This window comes from Planktothrix mougeotii LEGE 06226, from assembly GCF_015207485.1.
GTDB lineage: Bacteria > Cyanobacteriota > Cyanobacteriia > Cyanobacteriales > Microcoleaceae > Planktothrix.
In genome coordinates this window covers 1-15,834 of sequence record NZ_JADEWU010000110.1, presented here as the reverse complement: position 1 = coordinate 15,834, position 15,834 = coordinate 1, and the positions used below count along the sequence as shown (strand labels likewise).

The following is a 15,834-nucleotide window of genomic DNA, read 5'->3' as shown; positions in this document are numbered from 1 at the left end:
CGTTGAGCAGTTAGAAGAGTTATTACATAAATTATTAAATGAAGGAGAACTAATCATTAATTGGAATCGTAAAATTAAAAACAAAGGCAATGCCGTTTATTAAATCAAGCTGCGTAGCAGCTTAATTGCTCAAAGTTTGGGAGAGAACATTTCTATAGTGACTAGAGATAGCGTGTTTGCAAGTTATCCTGTGCAATTACTTTGGTAAAATGCTCTGACAATCAGCATTCTGGGTTAGGTATTCATATAGCCTTTTTTTTAACTCCTGTGCAGCCAATTCTTGCTCTTGCACCTTACCCACCCGCAAACTATCCACCAAACACAATAACTCATAAAATAAAGGATCATCCCCCACAACCTCTGGTACAGAGCGATATAAAGGCGTAATTTCCTGACCCTTGACCTTCCCCTTGGCAAAGGGCCATACATAGAGATTTTGCTCATCGACCATCAACAACCCCTTCAAGGGTTCCGCAGAATGAGCCGTGGGTACACCCCGTACCACAGCCCCAGGATAAGCCGGAAAAACGTATTTTAAACCATGTATAAGATATTCCTCCACAGCCCCTTTTAACACTTTCCTTCTTTTGCTGTTATATAAATGGCACTGTTCACAACGCTGTAAAGCTTCATACACGACAGAAGGACTGGTCTTTAAACTTTTTGCCAAATCATCATAAGTCCACATCGAATCTAAACAGTGAACTTTGAGTAAAATGACGATATCTTGAGGTTTTTGAGCCGATTTCATTGGGGAGCGAGTCAGCAATATTCTTGATTCATGAATTACGAATAAACTTAGTATAACTTAAATAATTTCACTTGAAATTGGCAGAGAAATAAAATAGCGAAGCTGCTAATCCAAAGTGCGGAGTGCATTGAGAGTGCGGAGTACGGAGTAGAGCTAGGGTTTTGCGAAGACCACATTTTTTAAAGTCTTAACTCGCCTAACTAACCGATGGGGGCTGCGTTTACTTTGCAGGGGAAATGGCGTTAAATATAAATTTAATTATCTCATTCCTGATTGGTCGTTTTGAGTCTGCAAATAAGCACTTAGATCTTCCAACGAGTTAAAATTGAGGACAGCTATACTTAAGCCTTCAAGTTGTTCAACTGATAGTGCTTCCACCTGGGTTTGTATCTCTGGCGGTAGCCCATTTGCGAACAAAGAAAAATCTTGTAATTTATGGTAGAGTTGATTAAGAATAATAGCTAAAGCAGCTTCTTTACGAACGGTAAGCCTTGTTTGAGTAATCAATCCTTTGATATCGCCATTGAACGAAATCTCTTGGGCAGCAATACTCGCCTCTTCAACAATTGTATTTCCCAGACGAATATTATGGCAAGCATCCCACTCCGTTTCTGCCGTCAACTCGGTTTCATAGTGGACAACAATCCAATAGCGTTTCAAGTCACTCATACAACTTCACAATTTCAAAGGTTTATATTCAAGGAGATGTAGCAATGACATCAAACCTGTTCAATGAATTTATCGACGCAGGCCCAGAAGCCAAACTAGAATTAATTGAATCCAAGCTCATTGTTGGTAATACTCTAGTTGGTAGCCGTCTATTACTCAAACAAATTCTTACCGGATGGGGAGCCCGTGCCGCCATCGCCCTAGCTCCGATAGAACAATGGTTAGAAGCTCTTCGTCTTACCTATAATGCGCCAATTCCACCCGAATTAGACAGTATAGAAACCATCGCCACCCCCTTACAAACCTGGGCTGCCAGTTATCCCTACCAACCCGAAGACCTGCTACCCGGTTCCAGAGGAGAAGAAAACCATCACAATCCTATCCGCAGTTATATCAGCCACGCCTTCTGGGAAATCGCCAAAACACTTGGAGGACAATCGCTCAGTCGTGATTTTGTTATGCGTTTGGGCAACAATGGCTTCACCCCAGACATCCTATTATTTCTAGGGCTACCGCGCAACACACTCAGAGAATACTACCTCGAAGGGCCAGCCGAAATGGTACTCGAAGTGCTGCGACCCGGACATGAATACGCAGACCGCATCATTAAACGAGACTATTACGCCGCAGGTGGAGTGCCAGAGTACGTCATTGTCAATCCAGTTGGACGCTAGCCGAATTAAAGGGAGAGAAGGTTAAAACTTATCGGGATACCACAGGAATTCCCCCGGTGGCGTTTAAGAGAATGTTGCAAATTCCCAATCGTCGGACAATTAAGGGGAAGCGAGATTATGCTTTGTTACGGTTGTTGTGGGATAATGTCTTGCGGCGGGAAGAGGTGTGCCAAGCTAATCTTGAGGATTTGGATTTGGAGGGGAAGACACTGAAGATTTTGGGGAAAGGTAAGGGAACGCAAAAGGAAACGGTAACGTTATCAAAATCGACGGTGGAAGCGCTTCAAGATTGGTTGGTGGCGAGACGAGAATTAAAACGCTCTAAACCTTTATTTATTGCCTTGGATAGAGCGAGTTATGGACATCGGCTGACGGGGACAGGGGTTTATAAGATTGTTAGTCAAATTGCAAGAGACGCAGGGATTAATAAACCGTTATCGCCTCACCGGATTCGTCATTCGGGGATAACAGCAGCATTAGAAGCAACGAATGGGGATGTGCGGAAGGTGCAGAAATTGAGCCGCCATTCGGATTTGAATACGTTGATGATTTATGACGATAATCGCAAAAATCAGCAGGGGGAAGTCACGGATTTGTTGGCGGATTTGGTTTGATAGGATAAAGCCACTGAATACTTACGAACGCAGTAGTTTACCCGCTTGATGGCTCGCAACAGTAATCCATTGAGTGATTTGAGTGGAAACTCGCTCCCCAAAGCCTTGCCCAATCTCGGTATTGAAATTCATCATAAGTTTGTCGCCAAAGTTGATGTTGTTCAAAAGGTTCATCAATCAGGTTTAAGAACGTCTGATTCAGTCTTTCTATTTTTTGTTGGAGTTCATTGATCTGCTCTAAAATCATTATTGAATAATCAAGACAAAATAGATATATTTATGTATCTATTTTGATTGAATATTATGGGTTAAAGCCAATAAATAAGATATAAGTATAGCAATCCTAAATGAGTCATGATGAAAAATCAGCCTGAAACCCAAGCACAGCAAGGAGCCAATATTACAACCTATTTAGACTTGCTATAGCTTGATCTTATTCAATTCAAGCTAATATTTGATAATTTTATGTCTTTTAAACAAAGCAATTAGTATTGATTTTTTTTTAAATACCTCTTATATTGTTAACAGAATCAAAGAACAAAATTCAAAGATTCTAAAAATGTTTAATTAGTTGGAGATAAAGTTAATGGCTACTATCCAAATTGCTAATCTTAGCTCTGTTGCTTCTGAATTGTCCAATGATTCTGAGAGCTTTCTCAATGAATTGAGTAATGAGGAAATGACTGATCTTCTAGGTTTAGGCTATGTTTACTTTGTATGGGCAAATAAAAGATACGGTTTTGCTTGGGGTTAATATCCACCAATACTTCGGAAACTTAGGCTGAAGCTATGATTTTCGCGTTCAGTTTTTAAGCCTAAAAAACTAGCCCTCTTAAACAGAGGGCTTTTTAGCATAAAAAAATTATTATACTAATCTGTGATATCAACCTTCGCTACGTCTACCTGTTTTTTTAACCATTCTGTCAACAAATCTGAAAAAATTTGAAACCGTAACTTATTTGTTAACTCTGGTTCATTTAATTCTTCAACTCGAATTAAATGAACACCCTTAGACGTGATAATCGGTTTAAGAACCTGTGGAGGAGTAGCTACAAAAACCTTAGCTGAAATTTCTGGCTTCATTTGTTGACGCTGCAATATTCCTCGATATCCCCCTATTCTCCTTAACTCTTTATCTTCAATATACTCTTGAGCGATTTCAAAAAAAGTGGTTTCACCGTCTTGGAGTTCATAGAAAAGTTCCATTGCTAAATCTTCATCATCTAAAATTACTTCATAAATTGCTGCCCCTCTATAATCTAGCTGATGTTCATAGAACCAGGGTTCAACTTGGTTGCCAAACAAATGTTCTGCTAACTTACCTGAAAGCAAATTGATGTAAATTCCTTCTTGAAAGTCATCAACTAATAAATTGTATTTTTCTAACCAGTTTAAGGTGTCTTCAACAGTAATAAGTTTATTCAAGAGACGGAAGTTATCCGCCGCTTTTTGTAATTCTTCAGGTTCCACTGTAATTCCTGCTTCTGTGGCAGTTGAAATAATAATTTTTCTTGCCAAGATTCCTTCAATTAAGATAGGCAGTTGATAAGAAATTTTAGCTTGATGAAGAATATCTTCTGGTGTGATTTGGATGGATTGTGACATAGGTAAGCTCCGAGTAAATCAAGTAAAAAGTGAACGATAATAAGTAAAAAAACTGCTAATTTAGGAAAAACTACTAATCTAAAATTGAAGCCCTTCTTTTTGTAACTTCTTAAAGGGATCGATGATATAATCAATCAAGCGACGCTGACGGATAATTATTTCAGCTTGTCCAGTCTCACCAAGTTTTAAAGGTTCGCATCCTTGTTCGACATTAATACAATTTTTATCCAAACTAATTTCTAGATCAAATGTATAAATTTGACCTTGTGTTGTTTCTGTCACTTTAGAGTTGGGAGATTTTTTAATTAATGTTCCTTCAATGACACCATAATCTTGAACTGGATAAGAATCGAATTTGATTTTTACTTTTTGCCCTATTTTTAAAAAGCCAGATTCGGAAGTCAGAATTTGAGCTTTAAAAATCAGACGGGATTGATTCTGAACAACTTCTGTAATCAGTTCTCCAGGTTGAAAAAAAGAACCAATACTCTTGCTCGTCAAGTTGAATATTTTGCCTGTTTTTGTAGCCTTAATTACTCTTTGATTTAATTGAATCTCTTGAGATTGTATCTGTTTTTGGGTTTGATTAATTTCTGACCGAATTGTAATTAATTGAGACTCTAATTCCTCAATCTGTTTTTTGATAGCGATTAAGGCTAAATCTCCTGAACCCAATAAACTGCGATGATTTTTCTGTTGCTCTTGGAAACGAAGTTTAGATTGTTGAATATCAGATTGAATTTGTTGGATAGTTTTTTGAGCGTTGCTTTGTTGCTCTTTTAGTCTCAATTCGGCTTGATTAATTTCAGCTTGATTTTGATTTATAATTCGCTGATAGTTTTCTTGATTTTCTTTTAATTGAGATTCAGTTTGAGTGATTTCAAATTCAGCTTGCTGTAGACGTTGTTTATAAACTTTAACAGCTTTATTCTCATCATCACATTGATTCCGCGAAATTGAACCTAGTTCACAAGCTTCTTTATGTTCTTTAACTTTAATTTGAGCTTGTTCAAGTTTAATTTGTGCTTCCTGATAAGCAGCTTTTTTTGATTTAATAACAGGAATAACTTGGTTAATTTGAGCGATTTTTTCCTGCTCCTGCACAGCAAAATTTCTTTTAAAACTATCCAAATTTTGTTGAGCTTGATTGACTTGAGCCTGCTTTTCGGACTCTTGTAAACTAAAAGCTTGTTTCAGACTATTAAAATGCTGTTCTGCTTGACTAACTTGATTTAATTTCTCAGATTCTTTATCTTGATTGCTTCGGATTTGAGTTGTTAATTCTAATTCTAATTGATTTTTTACTAATTCAAGTTGTGTTAAGCGATTTTTTGAACCTTCTAATCGGCTCCGAAGTTCTTGCATTTCTGAGCGAACTAAATCTGTTTCAAGTTCCACTAATATTTGTCCAGCTTTGACAGCATCTCCTTCTTTTACAGAAATAGCTGTAATTTTTCCAGCCACTTGAGATTCTAGTTTGAATGTTCCCTGTTGAGGTTCTAAACGTCCTCTTGCCGTTCCCGTTTCATCGAGTTTAGAAAGCATTGACCAAGGTAAAATAATGCTTGCGAAAAATAAGAAAAAGTAGAGTAATCCTCTTGTCCAAACTTGAGGTAAGCTATCAATAATTTCTTGAGTGGAATGAGACCAGTCAGATTTAGTTTTATCCTCTTCTCTGACAGAATCTAATAATTGATCGCCCTCTAAAATAGCTGATGATTGAGATAATAAATTGGGCATAATTATCCTCTATTATTCTAACAAAATTGAAACTTAAAACTGAATTATGAGTAAACTTAGAAATTCAAATCTATTCAGTGGATTCTAATTGTTGTAGATTGAGATAATAGTAACGACCTCGTTTAGACATTAATTCATAATGCGTTCCTTGTTCAATAACAATACCTCGCTCTAATACCAAAATTAAATCGGCTCGCCGAATCGTGGAAAGTCGATGAGCAATAATCAGAGTAGTTTTATTCTTGAGAATAGTTTGAAAATTATTCTGAATAATACGTTCTGATTCTGAGTCAAGATGACTGGTGGCTTCATCTAAGACTAATAACCGAGGATTTCCTAATAACGCACGGGCGATCGCTAACCGTTGTTTTTGTCCTCCTGATAGCATTCCTCCCCCTTCCCCAATTTGAGTTTCATATCCCATTGGCAGTTTTTGAATAAACTCATGGGCTCCCGCTTGTTTAGCGGCTTCAATAATGTTGTCTAAGTCGGCTGAGGGATGACCTATGCTAATATTTTCTCGAATTGTATCCCCAAACAAAAATGTATCTTGATCAACGACTCCAACTTGCGATCGCAGGGAAGAAAGGGAGATTTTGGTGATATCTTGCCCATCAATAAACACTGCTCCATCTGTAGGAAGATATAATCCCAACACTAGCTTAGAAATTGTTGTTTTTCCTGACCCACTGCCCCCGACTAACGCAACAGTTTGACCTGGTTTTATTTCAAAGCTGAGATTTTCTAAAACATTCATTTCGCTTTCAGGATGATACCGAAACGTGACATTTTCAAAGCGGATATATCCTTCTAAGGGGGGTAAATTTTGGCGAGTTTTATGATAAAAATCTTCTTCAGGAGCAGTATCTAATACATCATTTAAACGTTCAGCAGCAATTGTCACTTCCTGAAATTGATTCCAAAGTACAGTTAAACGTTGAAAAGGATTAATCACAGAACCTAATAACATATTAAAGGCAACTAATTGACCAATTTGCAGTTCGCCTTTAATTACTAAGTTTGCTCCAAACCAAAGTAAACCTGTGGTCAGTAAAGACTCAATCGTTGAACTAAAAATCTGAAGTCTGTTGCCAATAATCTGCCCAGAAAACATTTTTTTAACGGACTGATATAACTTATCTTCCCATCGCCAACGAACCGTTTGTTCAATGGCAATGGATTTAATTGTCCGAATTCCTGTGATAGCTTCGATTAAGTAGCTGGTTTCTATATTATAACTATTAAAAACCTCTCGTGAAATTCGCCGTAAAAATGGAGTTGCTATCAAGGCTAATAAAACGAAAGGAGGAACAATTAGTAAGGTTAAAAGAGCCATTTTCCAGCTATACCGGAACATGAGTGCTACATAAACAAAAACCGTGAGTAAATCTAGTAGAATTGATAAAGATTCTCCCGTTAAAAAACGCTGAATTTTATCATTTTCTTGCACTCTCGATAGAATATCTCCCACATAGCGAGACTCAAAGAATGAGAGTGGTAAGCGGAATGTATGTTGGATAAACCCAACAATTAGAGCCAAGTTAACTCGCTGGGCTGTATGATCCAATAAATACTGTCTCAGTCCCGTTAGAGCCACCCGAAAGAGCCCAAAAAATAGCATTCCTAACCCGATAGCAGTTAAACTTAAGGTGCTACGTTGAACAATTACTCGATCTAAGATTAATTGGGTAAAGACTGGAGTAATTAGCCCCAAAATTTGGATAAACAAAGAAGCAACAAAAACCTCAAATATGACTAGCCTATGAGGTTTAATTAACTCAAAAAATTGCCAGAAAGGAGTATTTTCTGTTTCGGTTTCTTGAAGCAGAGCCGTTGGTGTTAACAATAAAGTATAACCCGTCCATCCGGCTTTAAATTCTGGGTAGCTCAGGGTAAGTTGACCAATAGCAGGGTCACAGACAATGACTTGTTTACGGGTAATTTCATAAACAACAATGTAATGACGTCCTTCCCAATGAACAATTGCTGGAAGCGATTGCTTTGTTAATTGATCAAGACTAGCTCGAACTGCACGGGTAGAAAAACCAATAGTTTCGGCGGCGGTTCTTAGTCCTCGGAGGGAGGCACCATTACGATCAACATTGCAGATATCGCGCAAACGGTTTAAGCTAAAGTTTTTCCCCCAATATTTTCCAATCATTACTAAGCAAGTTGCGCCACAGTCTGAAGCACTTTGTTGAGCGTAAAATGGATAACGGCGGATAACGTGCTGAAACCAATGTTTGACTTGTTGAGTTGGACTGGGAAAATCAGCTTGATGAATTCGAGTTTGTTCAGAGGAGCGTTTTTTTACTGTATGACTTTGGGTTTCCGCATCAATATTGGGGGCATTTATTTCTATTGTTTCTGGTGTTTTTGAGTTAACTTCAGAGCAGTTAGAGCCAATCAATATATCGAAAGAAATTGCCTTTTGATACAAAAAGTTACGAATTTGAGGATATTGATGAAATAGAGCCAATAACAGCGAACCTGGAAGATAAGCCAGTTGGGTGTGAGAAGAGCAGCGAGCGCTGTAGGATTGAAAAGAGGCTTCAGGAAATAAGCTACATTCTCCAAAACACTCACCCACATTTAAAGCTTTAATTTGATCTTTTTGGTGATCAATTAAGCGAACTTTACCCTCTAAGATGATATAAATTCCTGGCGATGCTGTTTGAAATTCCCAAAATAAAAGGGCTTTGGATAGTTGTTGATATTCAATTTGTTTCAGGTAAGGAGAAAATTCTTGTTCTGAGATTAGATATCCCAGGACATCAGTTAACTGCTGATGGGAAATGCGAACAGAATTTTGAACCATAATGTTAACTAATTTTAATCGGGTTAAATTGCCAAAATTGCGGTGACTCTGGGATAGCATCTACTTCTAAGGTTTTGATAACGATGCCAGTTTTGGAAATTTGAGGTTCAGATTCTTCAGGTTTTGTGGTTTGAGTGCGGGTAGAAAGTCCCATATTTTTGAGCAGTCGATTAATATGGCGCTCGCTCAATTCAATTCCAAATTCTTGAGTTAAATGTTGGCTCAGTCGTTTAGCTGTCCAACGGGCATGATGGTATTGATAGGGTTTGTTAGGAACATTCACGTCTCTGGGACTTTTGCTCACCAGTTCTTGCAGTCGCAAACAATACTCCTCTGTCACAGCTTTTGGCCGTCCCAAGGGAGTTTCCTGCCAATGATGGGCCTCTCCACTTCGGGCAAATAAAGTCCAATGGCGTACAGTCGCTGCCGAGCAGTTTAACGCTCTGCAAATCTGGCTTTGGGTTTTTCCCTCATCAGCCATCAGCATGATTTGTAAACGTTGGCGGTATAGCTCATTGAGATTTGTGTCTTGCAGACTTTTTTGTAACTGTTTGCGCTGAAAAGGGGTTAAGTATTTCCCCCTTTTTGTGACATTCTGATCGATTTGTGACATAATGGCTCCATAAGGTTTAACCCTAAAAAAGCTCAGATTCCCTTTAAACTAGAGTTTTAGGACTCTGGGAAAGGCGGATTCGTCTTTTCGCCACTTAGAGCATTGTCGAACAAGAGTCGCATTTGTGACTAAATTTAGAGTGACAGATAAATTTTTGTCTGTCAAGCTGTGACAATAAAATTATTAATAGGGGGATTCAGCTTAAAATTAGGGTTAAAGCAGGACGGTTTTTACACTAACCCACCCCGACTAGCTGGCTATAAGTCACTTTTGCGACATTATTAAAATCGGAGGCTAAATCAGAATCATGAATCAGCTTAGGTTTGAACAAACCTTCAACCAACTCCCTAATCGTCGAAAGCAGGTTTTGCTGCAAGTCTTAACAGGCTGTAGCGATGAAGAAATTGCCAAAGCTCTTAATATTGGGGAAACGACAGTTAGAAAGCATATTGAAAGAGTGGCTCAAGACTTCGGCTTAAATGCCAATGGGACAGATCGGCGCTCAAAACGCTCGGATATTTTTGCTCTTTTTGCCCAATACAAACCCGAACTGTTGAGAGAGTCTGTTTTCATCCCATCTGATGTCTCTATTTCGATCCCAAAGACTCACCAACGGGTTAATACTGAAACTCAATCTATTCCACATCTGAGTTTAAACGAAGCACCCACTTCGTTTTATGGCCGTACAGAAGAACTTGCGACTTTGAGACGATGGATTTTAGAGCAGCGATGCAGACTGGTGACCGTTTATAGTTGGCTGGGGATGGGGAAAACAGCGTTATCAATGCAATTTTTTCAGCAAGTTCGGGAGGAATTTAAAGTTGTCATTGTGCGCTCGCTTAATTCTGCTCCGCCTCTCAACGAACTATTAGCTGATTTGCGGGCTTGTATCTCAAAACAGTCTAACATTAACAATGACAACGGGAATTTAAACCAACAAATAACAAATTTAATTCAAGATTTGAGAACAACACGCTGTTTAATTATTTTAGATGATGTACAAGAAATCTTGCAAAAGGGTCAGTTAGCTGGATATTATGAAAGTGAATCTGAAAATTATGGTGATTTTTTAAAACGAGTTGCAGAGACAGATCATCAAAGTTGCTTATTCCTGATTAGTCAAGAAGAACCTATCGAAATTGCCACAATGGCAGAAGAAAATTCTTCAGTTCAATCTTTGAAATTATTAGAACTATCTTTGGATACAGGACAACAAATTTTATTAGATCAGCAACAATTATCTTCTGACAATCTTGAAATTATTTCAGTAGTTTTTAATTTATGTGGTGGGAATCCAACTGTTTTACAGCTAATTTCTTCTCAAATCAGAAACTTGATTTCAGGAAAATTATTAACCTCAAGTCTTCAAAATATTATTTATTCTACAATTGAAGATTTTTTGAAAAAAACTATAACCACCATAAAAAGCCGATTAACTCAACCTGAGATGTGCTTGATCTATGGATTATTCCTTTTTCAGAAACCCATGCTACTATCGAGAGCATCGAATAAATTTTTTGGAGATAAAAGCTTAGATTTTATTTCAATTATCAACTCATTATCTAGGCGTTCTCTACTGGAAATCAATCAAGAATCAGGAAAAGAGCGATTAGCTCTTAATCCTATCATCCAAGAATCTCTTGAGTATTCATTTTTAGGGCAAATTGATCAAATGAATTGGAGTTTAGACTTCCAATATTCTGAAAAATTAGAATTCTTGAAAAGCCTTAATATGATTCATGAATCAACAAAGGTGGATGAAGCCTCTGAGTCAATAAAAACTGCTTCTTTAGAAATTGCAAATTACTTGAATCAATATGGCTATAAACAGTATTTAAAAGGAGACTTTACCACCGCTAAATATTATTTAATTTGGGCAACAAAGTTTCAACCTGATTTTGTCGCTGCCCATTTTAACTTGGGTTCAACTTATGAAAGGCTTCAGGATATTCCTAAAGCTCGAGATCATTATCAAATAGCGGCTCAATTTAGTCAAAGGGGGAGTCATGCTGCCATTAGTAATTTAGCACGTTTAGAAATTTTACAAGGAAACATTGATACAGCTATTGATCTGATTCAACCGATTTTAGAAGAAGTTCAAGATAGGGCTGTTGCTTCTTCAGTTCATAAAAACTTAGGTTGGGCTTACTATGTTCAAAACTCTTATTTTCAAGCTGAAATACACTTGCAAAAAGCAATCGAACTTGACCCTCAACGAGCCGCTGCCTATTGTCTTTTGGCTCAGGTGCAAGAAGCTTTGGGTCAAGAAGAAATTAGTTTGGCACTCTGGAAAAATTGTTTACAGTTTGATGCTGATGACCAACGACCAGAGGGAGTGGCTTGGCGTTCTTCAGAACTGGAGCTTTGGCAGGCTCAAGCTCGTTATCGCTTGCGTTGTGAACAGTCCTGCTCAACCTCCGCATCTTCATAGAGCGTGCCTTTATCCCTCTTTCCCAAATCTATTAACTTTTGTAAAAAAACACCAGCTTGCGTAAAATTGACTTTTTCATACTGAGTAGTCATTAGAGGCTTGCTAGTTCTGTCAACTCTTACTTTTACCCAGTCAACAATGAACCCTAATTTAGAACAACTAGCGATTCAAGCTCAAGGATATCCCAGAGGTAGTCAAGAACGACGGTTAGCTCTCAAAAAACTGATTGAAGTTATTCATAAACAGTCTAACCAGTTTATCCGTCCTAACTCTAGTAAATATCCATCTCATCTGCGGTCAGAAATTTTTACTTTAGCCTTTCAAAGATCATTAATTTTTATTTATTACCCAGACAAAAATATAGAAGGATATCATTCAGAATTAGGAACAGTAAGAACTTGGTTAAATGTAAAATTAGACAGGCGTTTTTTTCAAGAAGTATATCAACAACTTATGAATCAGAAAAAACCATGTATTTCTTTACCTTTGACATCAGATTCAAATTTTGAAGATTCGGCAACTCCTTTAGGAAAAATCGGAAATAAATTTAATATTTCCACTGTTAATGATATTCCTGATCTTCAAGCCTACCAATCTAACCCTTTAATGGATAATCAATCTATTCTGGAACAAGTCATTCAATATTTGCAGGAAGATCCTGAAAATATTTTTGAAAAAGAGCATATATCTGGTTGTCCTGAAGCTAACTTTAAAGTGATTGCTCTTAAACACTTAAATCGAGAAAAATGGGCTGATATTGCTGAACAGTTTGATGAATCACTCCAAACTGGAACATTAGTAGGATTTATTCAAACTCCTACAGCAGAAAATATTAGCCTTAGTGAATTTCAATCTATTGAGCATTTATTAGATTGTTTAGAAGCTAGTCAACCTGTAAATTTAGTTCAATCTTCTATTAATTTATACGATTGGTTAAAAGGAGTTTTTACTAAAGGTTGGGAAACTTTAGAACATCTCAATGGTTCTAGCTTAAATTTAGCTCCTGTTCTTAGAACCGCTTCTGAACCCGGGGAAGAAGGAATTAAACAAGCTAAAAATTATGATTTTGGCTTGCAAGTAGGAACTCAATCGGTTACAATGTTAGTCAATCTAATTCCAAAACCAGAACAAAAGATTGAAGTTCGCATTCAAGTTCACCCTATTAAAGGTGAAGATTTTTTACCTTCTGATCTGCATTTACTAATGCTTTCTGAAACTGATGAAGTTCTTCAGCAAGTTCAATCCAGAGAGCAGGATAGCTATATCCAGTTAAAACGCTTTAAATGTTCCTCTGGAGAGCGTTTTAAAGTTAAATTAAGCTTTGAGGATATGAGTTTTACAGAAGAATTTACAGTTGAATACTAAATTAAATAACTATGACAATCAATTGGGTTATTTTAACTTTCGGTCAAGGAAGTTTAAATACAGGTTTTCCTCATGTTACTTTAGAAATTAGGAAGCCTGAAGGGGATACGGTAAAAATCTCTGGAGGTTTACCTGATGCACCCCAAGTTTTAGAATTTTATCGGAGATGGCAGCAATTCTATAGTGGATATTATGAAAGATTAGGATGGTCTTTTCGTATTGAAATTGATGAAGGAGATTTGACAAACGTAGCAGTTCAAGATTTACCGCAAATCGGATTAAAATTAAAAAATGAGATCAATACTTGGCTCAATTCTAATTTATTTAAACCAATTGAAAAAACTTTAAGAACCCAATTAAGTCCTGATGATAAAATTGGATTTATTATAGAAACTAATCAGGAGCAAATTCAGCGACTTCCCTGGAATTTTTGGGAATTTTTTGAAGACTACCCTCATGCAATTCATGCGTTTAGCCCTTCTTCTTATTTTCCTAAAAAGCAGAAAAGGAATAAATTTCCTCGAACGAAAGTTAAAATCTTAGCAATTTTAGGGCAAAGTCAAGGGTTAGATTTAACAAAAGATGTTCAATCCTTAAAACAAATTCATGATTCTACTCCTGAATTCCTAACCCAGCCTAAATCCGAAGATTTGAATGATGAACTTTGGAAAATAGGGTGGGATATTTTATTTTTTGCAGGGCATAGTAAAACTAATAAACAAGGAGTTATTTATCTAAATGAAGAAGAAACTTTAACGGTAAATCAAATTAAATATGCAGTTAGTAAAGCTATCATGAGGGGATTAAAGTTAGCTATTTTTAATTCCTGTGATGGTTTAGGTTTAGCACGAGATTTAACTGAATTACAACTTCCTGTTGTGATTGTTATGCGAGAACCTGTACCCGATGAAGTAGCCCAGGTATTTTTAAACCATTTTGTCAATGCTTATGCACAGGAAGAATCTGTTTTAATGGCTGTGCTAGAAGCTCGGCAACGATTAGAAAAGTTAGAGTTAAAGTATCCCTATGCTGCTGGATTACCTACCATTTTCTTAAACCCATCTGTACCTGTTCCAACTTGGCAAGATTTAGGTCGAATTGTTGAACCTGATTTTTCTCCCTATCAAGGCTTATTGACGTTTCAAATTAAAGATGCGCCGTTCTTTTTTGGACGGGAGAATTTTACAAAACAGTTAGTAGAAGCTGTTGAAAGGCAGCCTTTAGTTGTAATCACAGGTTCTTCAGGGAGTGGTAAATCATCCGTTGTTTTTGCAGGTTTAATTCCTCAACTGCACCGATTAGAAAAATGGTATGATATTTCATTTCGCCCTGGAGATCGTCCTTTAATGGCTTTGGCAGGTACGCTAATTCAGATATTGGAACCTCAACTTAGTCAAAGCGAGCGAATTCCTAAAATTCGGGCATTAGCACAACATTTATGGAAGTTTCCTGATGGACTAAGAGATATTTTTGATGAGATATTTAAAAAATATCCAGATCAAACGCTCTTATTAATTATTGATCAGTTTGAAGAATTATATAGCCTTTGCCAAAACCGAAAAGAACAAAATGTATTTATTGATAGATTATTGAAAATCGTTAATCTAAAAATTAATTTAAGGATTGTTATTACGATTAGAGCAGATTTTTTAGAGCAAGCTTATTCTCATCGAAAGTTTACCGATGCTTTGCAGTATCTAGGGACTCATATCCTTGGCCCTATGTGTAGCGAACTGCAAACATAAACGCTTCAAACTGCAAACAAGCCAATTTTCAAACCACATTATTTGCAAATAAGAGGGGGCTCAAAACCACATTCACTGCAAATGAAACCACATTATTTGCAAACAAACCACATTCACTGCAAATGAAACCACATTATTTGCAAATAAGCCCTAACCCTTACCAGGATTGGGTTACAGCATTTGTTGCTCCTCAAGTGTTCAGATTAAACAAGGTTTTGCACTGGACATATATGTTGATTTATTTAAATATAAACTGAACACAAAGAACAGAAACACTCTATATGCAGTCTTTCTCGGATTAATTTAACTTCCCTCTGACGCATATAAGGGAATCCCCATTTTTAACATTTGGTCTCTCAAATCTTGGGTTCGACCTGGAGGTAACTGAGCGTGTATAAAAGAATTGACTTCACTAACTCGTATATTTAATAACTCAGCTAGAACTTTAGCATTGTAACCATGTCGCATTAAGCGGGGTTCTAAATCGTTAAGTCCTACGTTCAGGACAGCTTCAGCCAGGTCACGGGTGACAGGTTTTGTTGCTGCTTGATAAGCGTCTTCAAAAGCCCTCTGCAAATAATGTTCGATTTGCAATGGAGTCGTCAATCGTTCTGCTAAAAAGGCAATAGCTTCATCAGTCATCAAATCTTCTGGCAAATAATCATCGTAAATACACTCGCTCAATAGACATCTCCGAAAATTCGCAAATGCCCTCTATCGCTACTTTTTAAATCTCTAGCACTCCTGTGCCAGGTTCTCTAAAAGTAACGTATTCATAGGCTTTTTTAGCTATACTAATAATAATTAAT

13 protein-coding genes are annotated in these 15,834 nt (G+C 37.1%); 6 read left to right on the top strand and 7 right to left on the bottom strand.

The window, feature by feature from the left end:
* Positions 1-196 precede the first annotated feature (196 nt).
* Together IQ236_RS25725 and IQ236_RS25720 are read right to left on the bottom strand one after the other, a co-directional pair.
* Positions 197-751, bottom strand: coding sequence for a hypothetical protein (locus IQ236_RS25725; protein WP_193871912.1), 555 nt, complete (start codon positions 749-751; stop codon positions 197-199).
* A gap of 258 nt (positions 752-1,009) precedes the next feature.
* Positions 1,010-1,420: a DUF4351 domain-containing protein gene (locus IQ236_RS25720; RefSeq protein ID WP_193871911.1), complete on the bottom strand. Its 411-nt coding sequence runs from the start codon at positions 1,418-1,420 to the stop codon at positions 1,010-1,012.
* Positions 1,421-1,464: 44 nt separating this feature from the next.
* On the opposite strand from IQ236_RS25720, the gene IQ236_RS25715 reads away from it, so the two are divergent.
* The 3 genes from IQ236_RS25715 (at position 1,465) to IQ236_RS25705 (ending at position 3,462) form a co-directional block, all read left to right on the top strand.
* Entirely contained in the window at positions 1,465-2,094 is a 630-nt protein-coding gene (locus IQ236_RS25715) for a Uma2 family endonuclease (protein ID WP_193871910.1), read from the top strand.
* A 71-nt stretch (positions 2,095-2,165) separates the two neighbouring features.
* Positions 2,166-2,708 carry a tyrosine-type recombinase/integrase gene (locus IQ236_RS25710; protein WP_228041867.1) on the top strand — a complete coding sequence of 181 codons (543 nt, stop codon included), beginning with the start codon at positions 2,166-2,168 and terminating at the stop codon, positions 2,706-2,708.
* 586 nt (positions 2,709-3,294) lie between these two features.
* Positions 3,295-3,462: a hypothetical protein gene (locus IQ236_RS25705; protein WP_193871909.1), complete on the top strand. Its 168-nt coding sequence runs from the start codon at positions 3,295-3,297 to the stop codon at positions 3,460-3,462.
* Between the two features lie 116 nt (positions 3,463-3,578).
* On the opposite strand, the gene IQ236_RS25700 is transcribed toward IQ236_RS25705, so the two are convergent.
* The 4 genes from IQ236_RS25700 to IQ236_RS25685 form a co-directional block, all read right to left on the bottom strand.
* Positions 3,579-4,313 carry a peptidylprolyl isomerase gene (locus tag IQ236_RS25700; RefSeq protein WP_193871908.1) on the bottom strand — a complete coding sequence of 245 codons (735 nt, stop codon included), beginning with the start codon at positions 4,311-4,313 and terminating at the stop codon, positions 3,579-3,581.
* 78 nt (positions 4,314-4,391) lie between these two features.
* Positions 4,392-6,053 carry an HlyD family efflux transporter periplasmic adaptor subunit gene (locus IQ236_RS25695; protein WP_193871907.1) on the bottom strand — a complete coding sequence of 554 codons (1,662 nt, stop codon included), beginning with the start codon at positions 6,051-6,053 and terminating at the stop codon, positions 4,392-4,394.
* Positions 6,054-6,123: 70 nt separating this feature from the next.
* On the bottom strand, positions 6,124-8,871 hold the full coding sequence (locus IQ236_RS25690) for a peptidase domain-containing ABC transporter (protein WP_193871906.1): 2,748 nt from the start codon (positions 8,869-8,871) through the stop codon (positions 6,124-6,126).
* Between the two features lie 4 nt (positions 8,872-8,875).
* Positions 8,876-9,484: a helix-turn-helix domain-containing protein gene (locus IQ236_RS25685; protein WP_193871905.1), complete on the bottom strand. Its 609-nt coding sequence runs from the start codon at positions 9,482-9,484 to the stop codon at positions 8,876-8,878.
* A gap of 307 nt (positions 9,485-9,791) precedes the next feature.
* Here IQ236_RS25685 and IQ236_RS25680 point away from each other — a divergent pair, with 307 nt between their 5' ends.
* The 3 genes from IQ236_RS25680 to IQ236_RS25670 all read left to right on the top strand — a co-directional run bounded on the left by IQ236_RS25680 (position 9,792) and on the right by IQ236_RS25670 (position 15,025).
* Positions 9,792-11,915: a tetratricopeptide repeat protein gene (locus IQ236_RS25680; RefSeq protein WP_193871904.1), complete on the top strand. Its 2,124-nt coding sequence runs from the start codon at positions 9,792-9,794 to the stop codon at positions 11,913-11,915.
* A 138-nt stretch (positions 11,916-12,053) separates the two neighbouring features.
* Entirely contained in the window at positions 12,054-13,280 is a 1,227-nt protein-coding gene (locus tag IQ236_RS25675; protein ID WP_193871903.1) for a DUF1822 family protein, read from the top strand.
* Between the two features lie 11 nt (positions 13,281-13,291).
* Entirely contained in the window at positions 13,292-15,025 is a 1,734-nt protein-coding gene (locus tag IQ236_RS25670; RefSeq protein ID WP_193871902.1) for an nSTAND1 domain-containing NTPase, read from the top strand.
* A gap of 303 nt (positions 15,026-15,328) precedes the next feature.
* Here the strand turns inward: IQ236_RS25670 and IQ236_RS25665 are convergent, their stop codons facing one another.
* Positions 15,329-15,709 carry a hypothetical protein gene (locus IQ236_RS25665; RefSeq protein ID WP_193871901.1) on the bottom strand — a complete coding sequence of 127 codons (381 nt, stop codon included), beginning with the start codon at positions 15,707-15,709 and terminating at the stop codon, positions 15,329-15,331.
* Between the last annotated feature and the right edge of the window lie 125 nt (positions 15,710-15,834).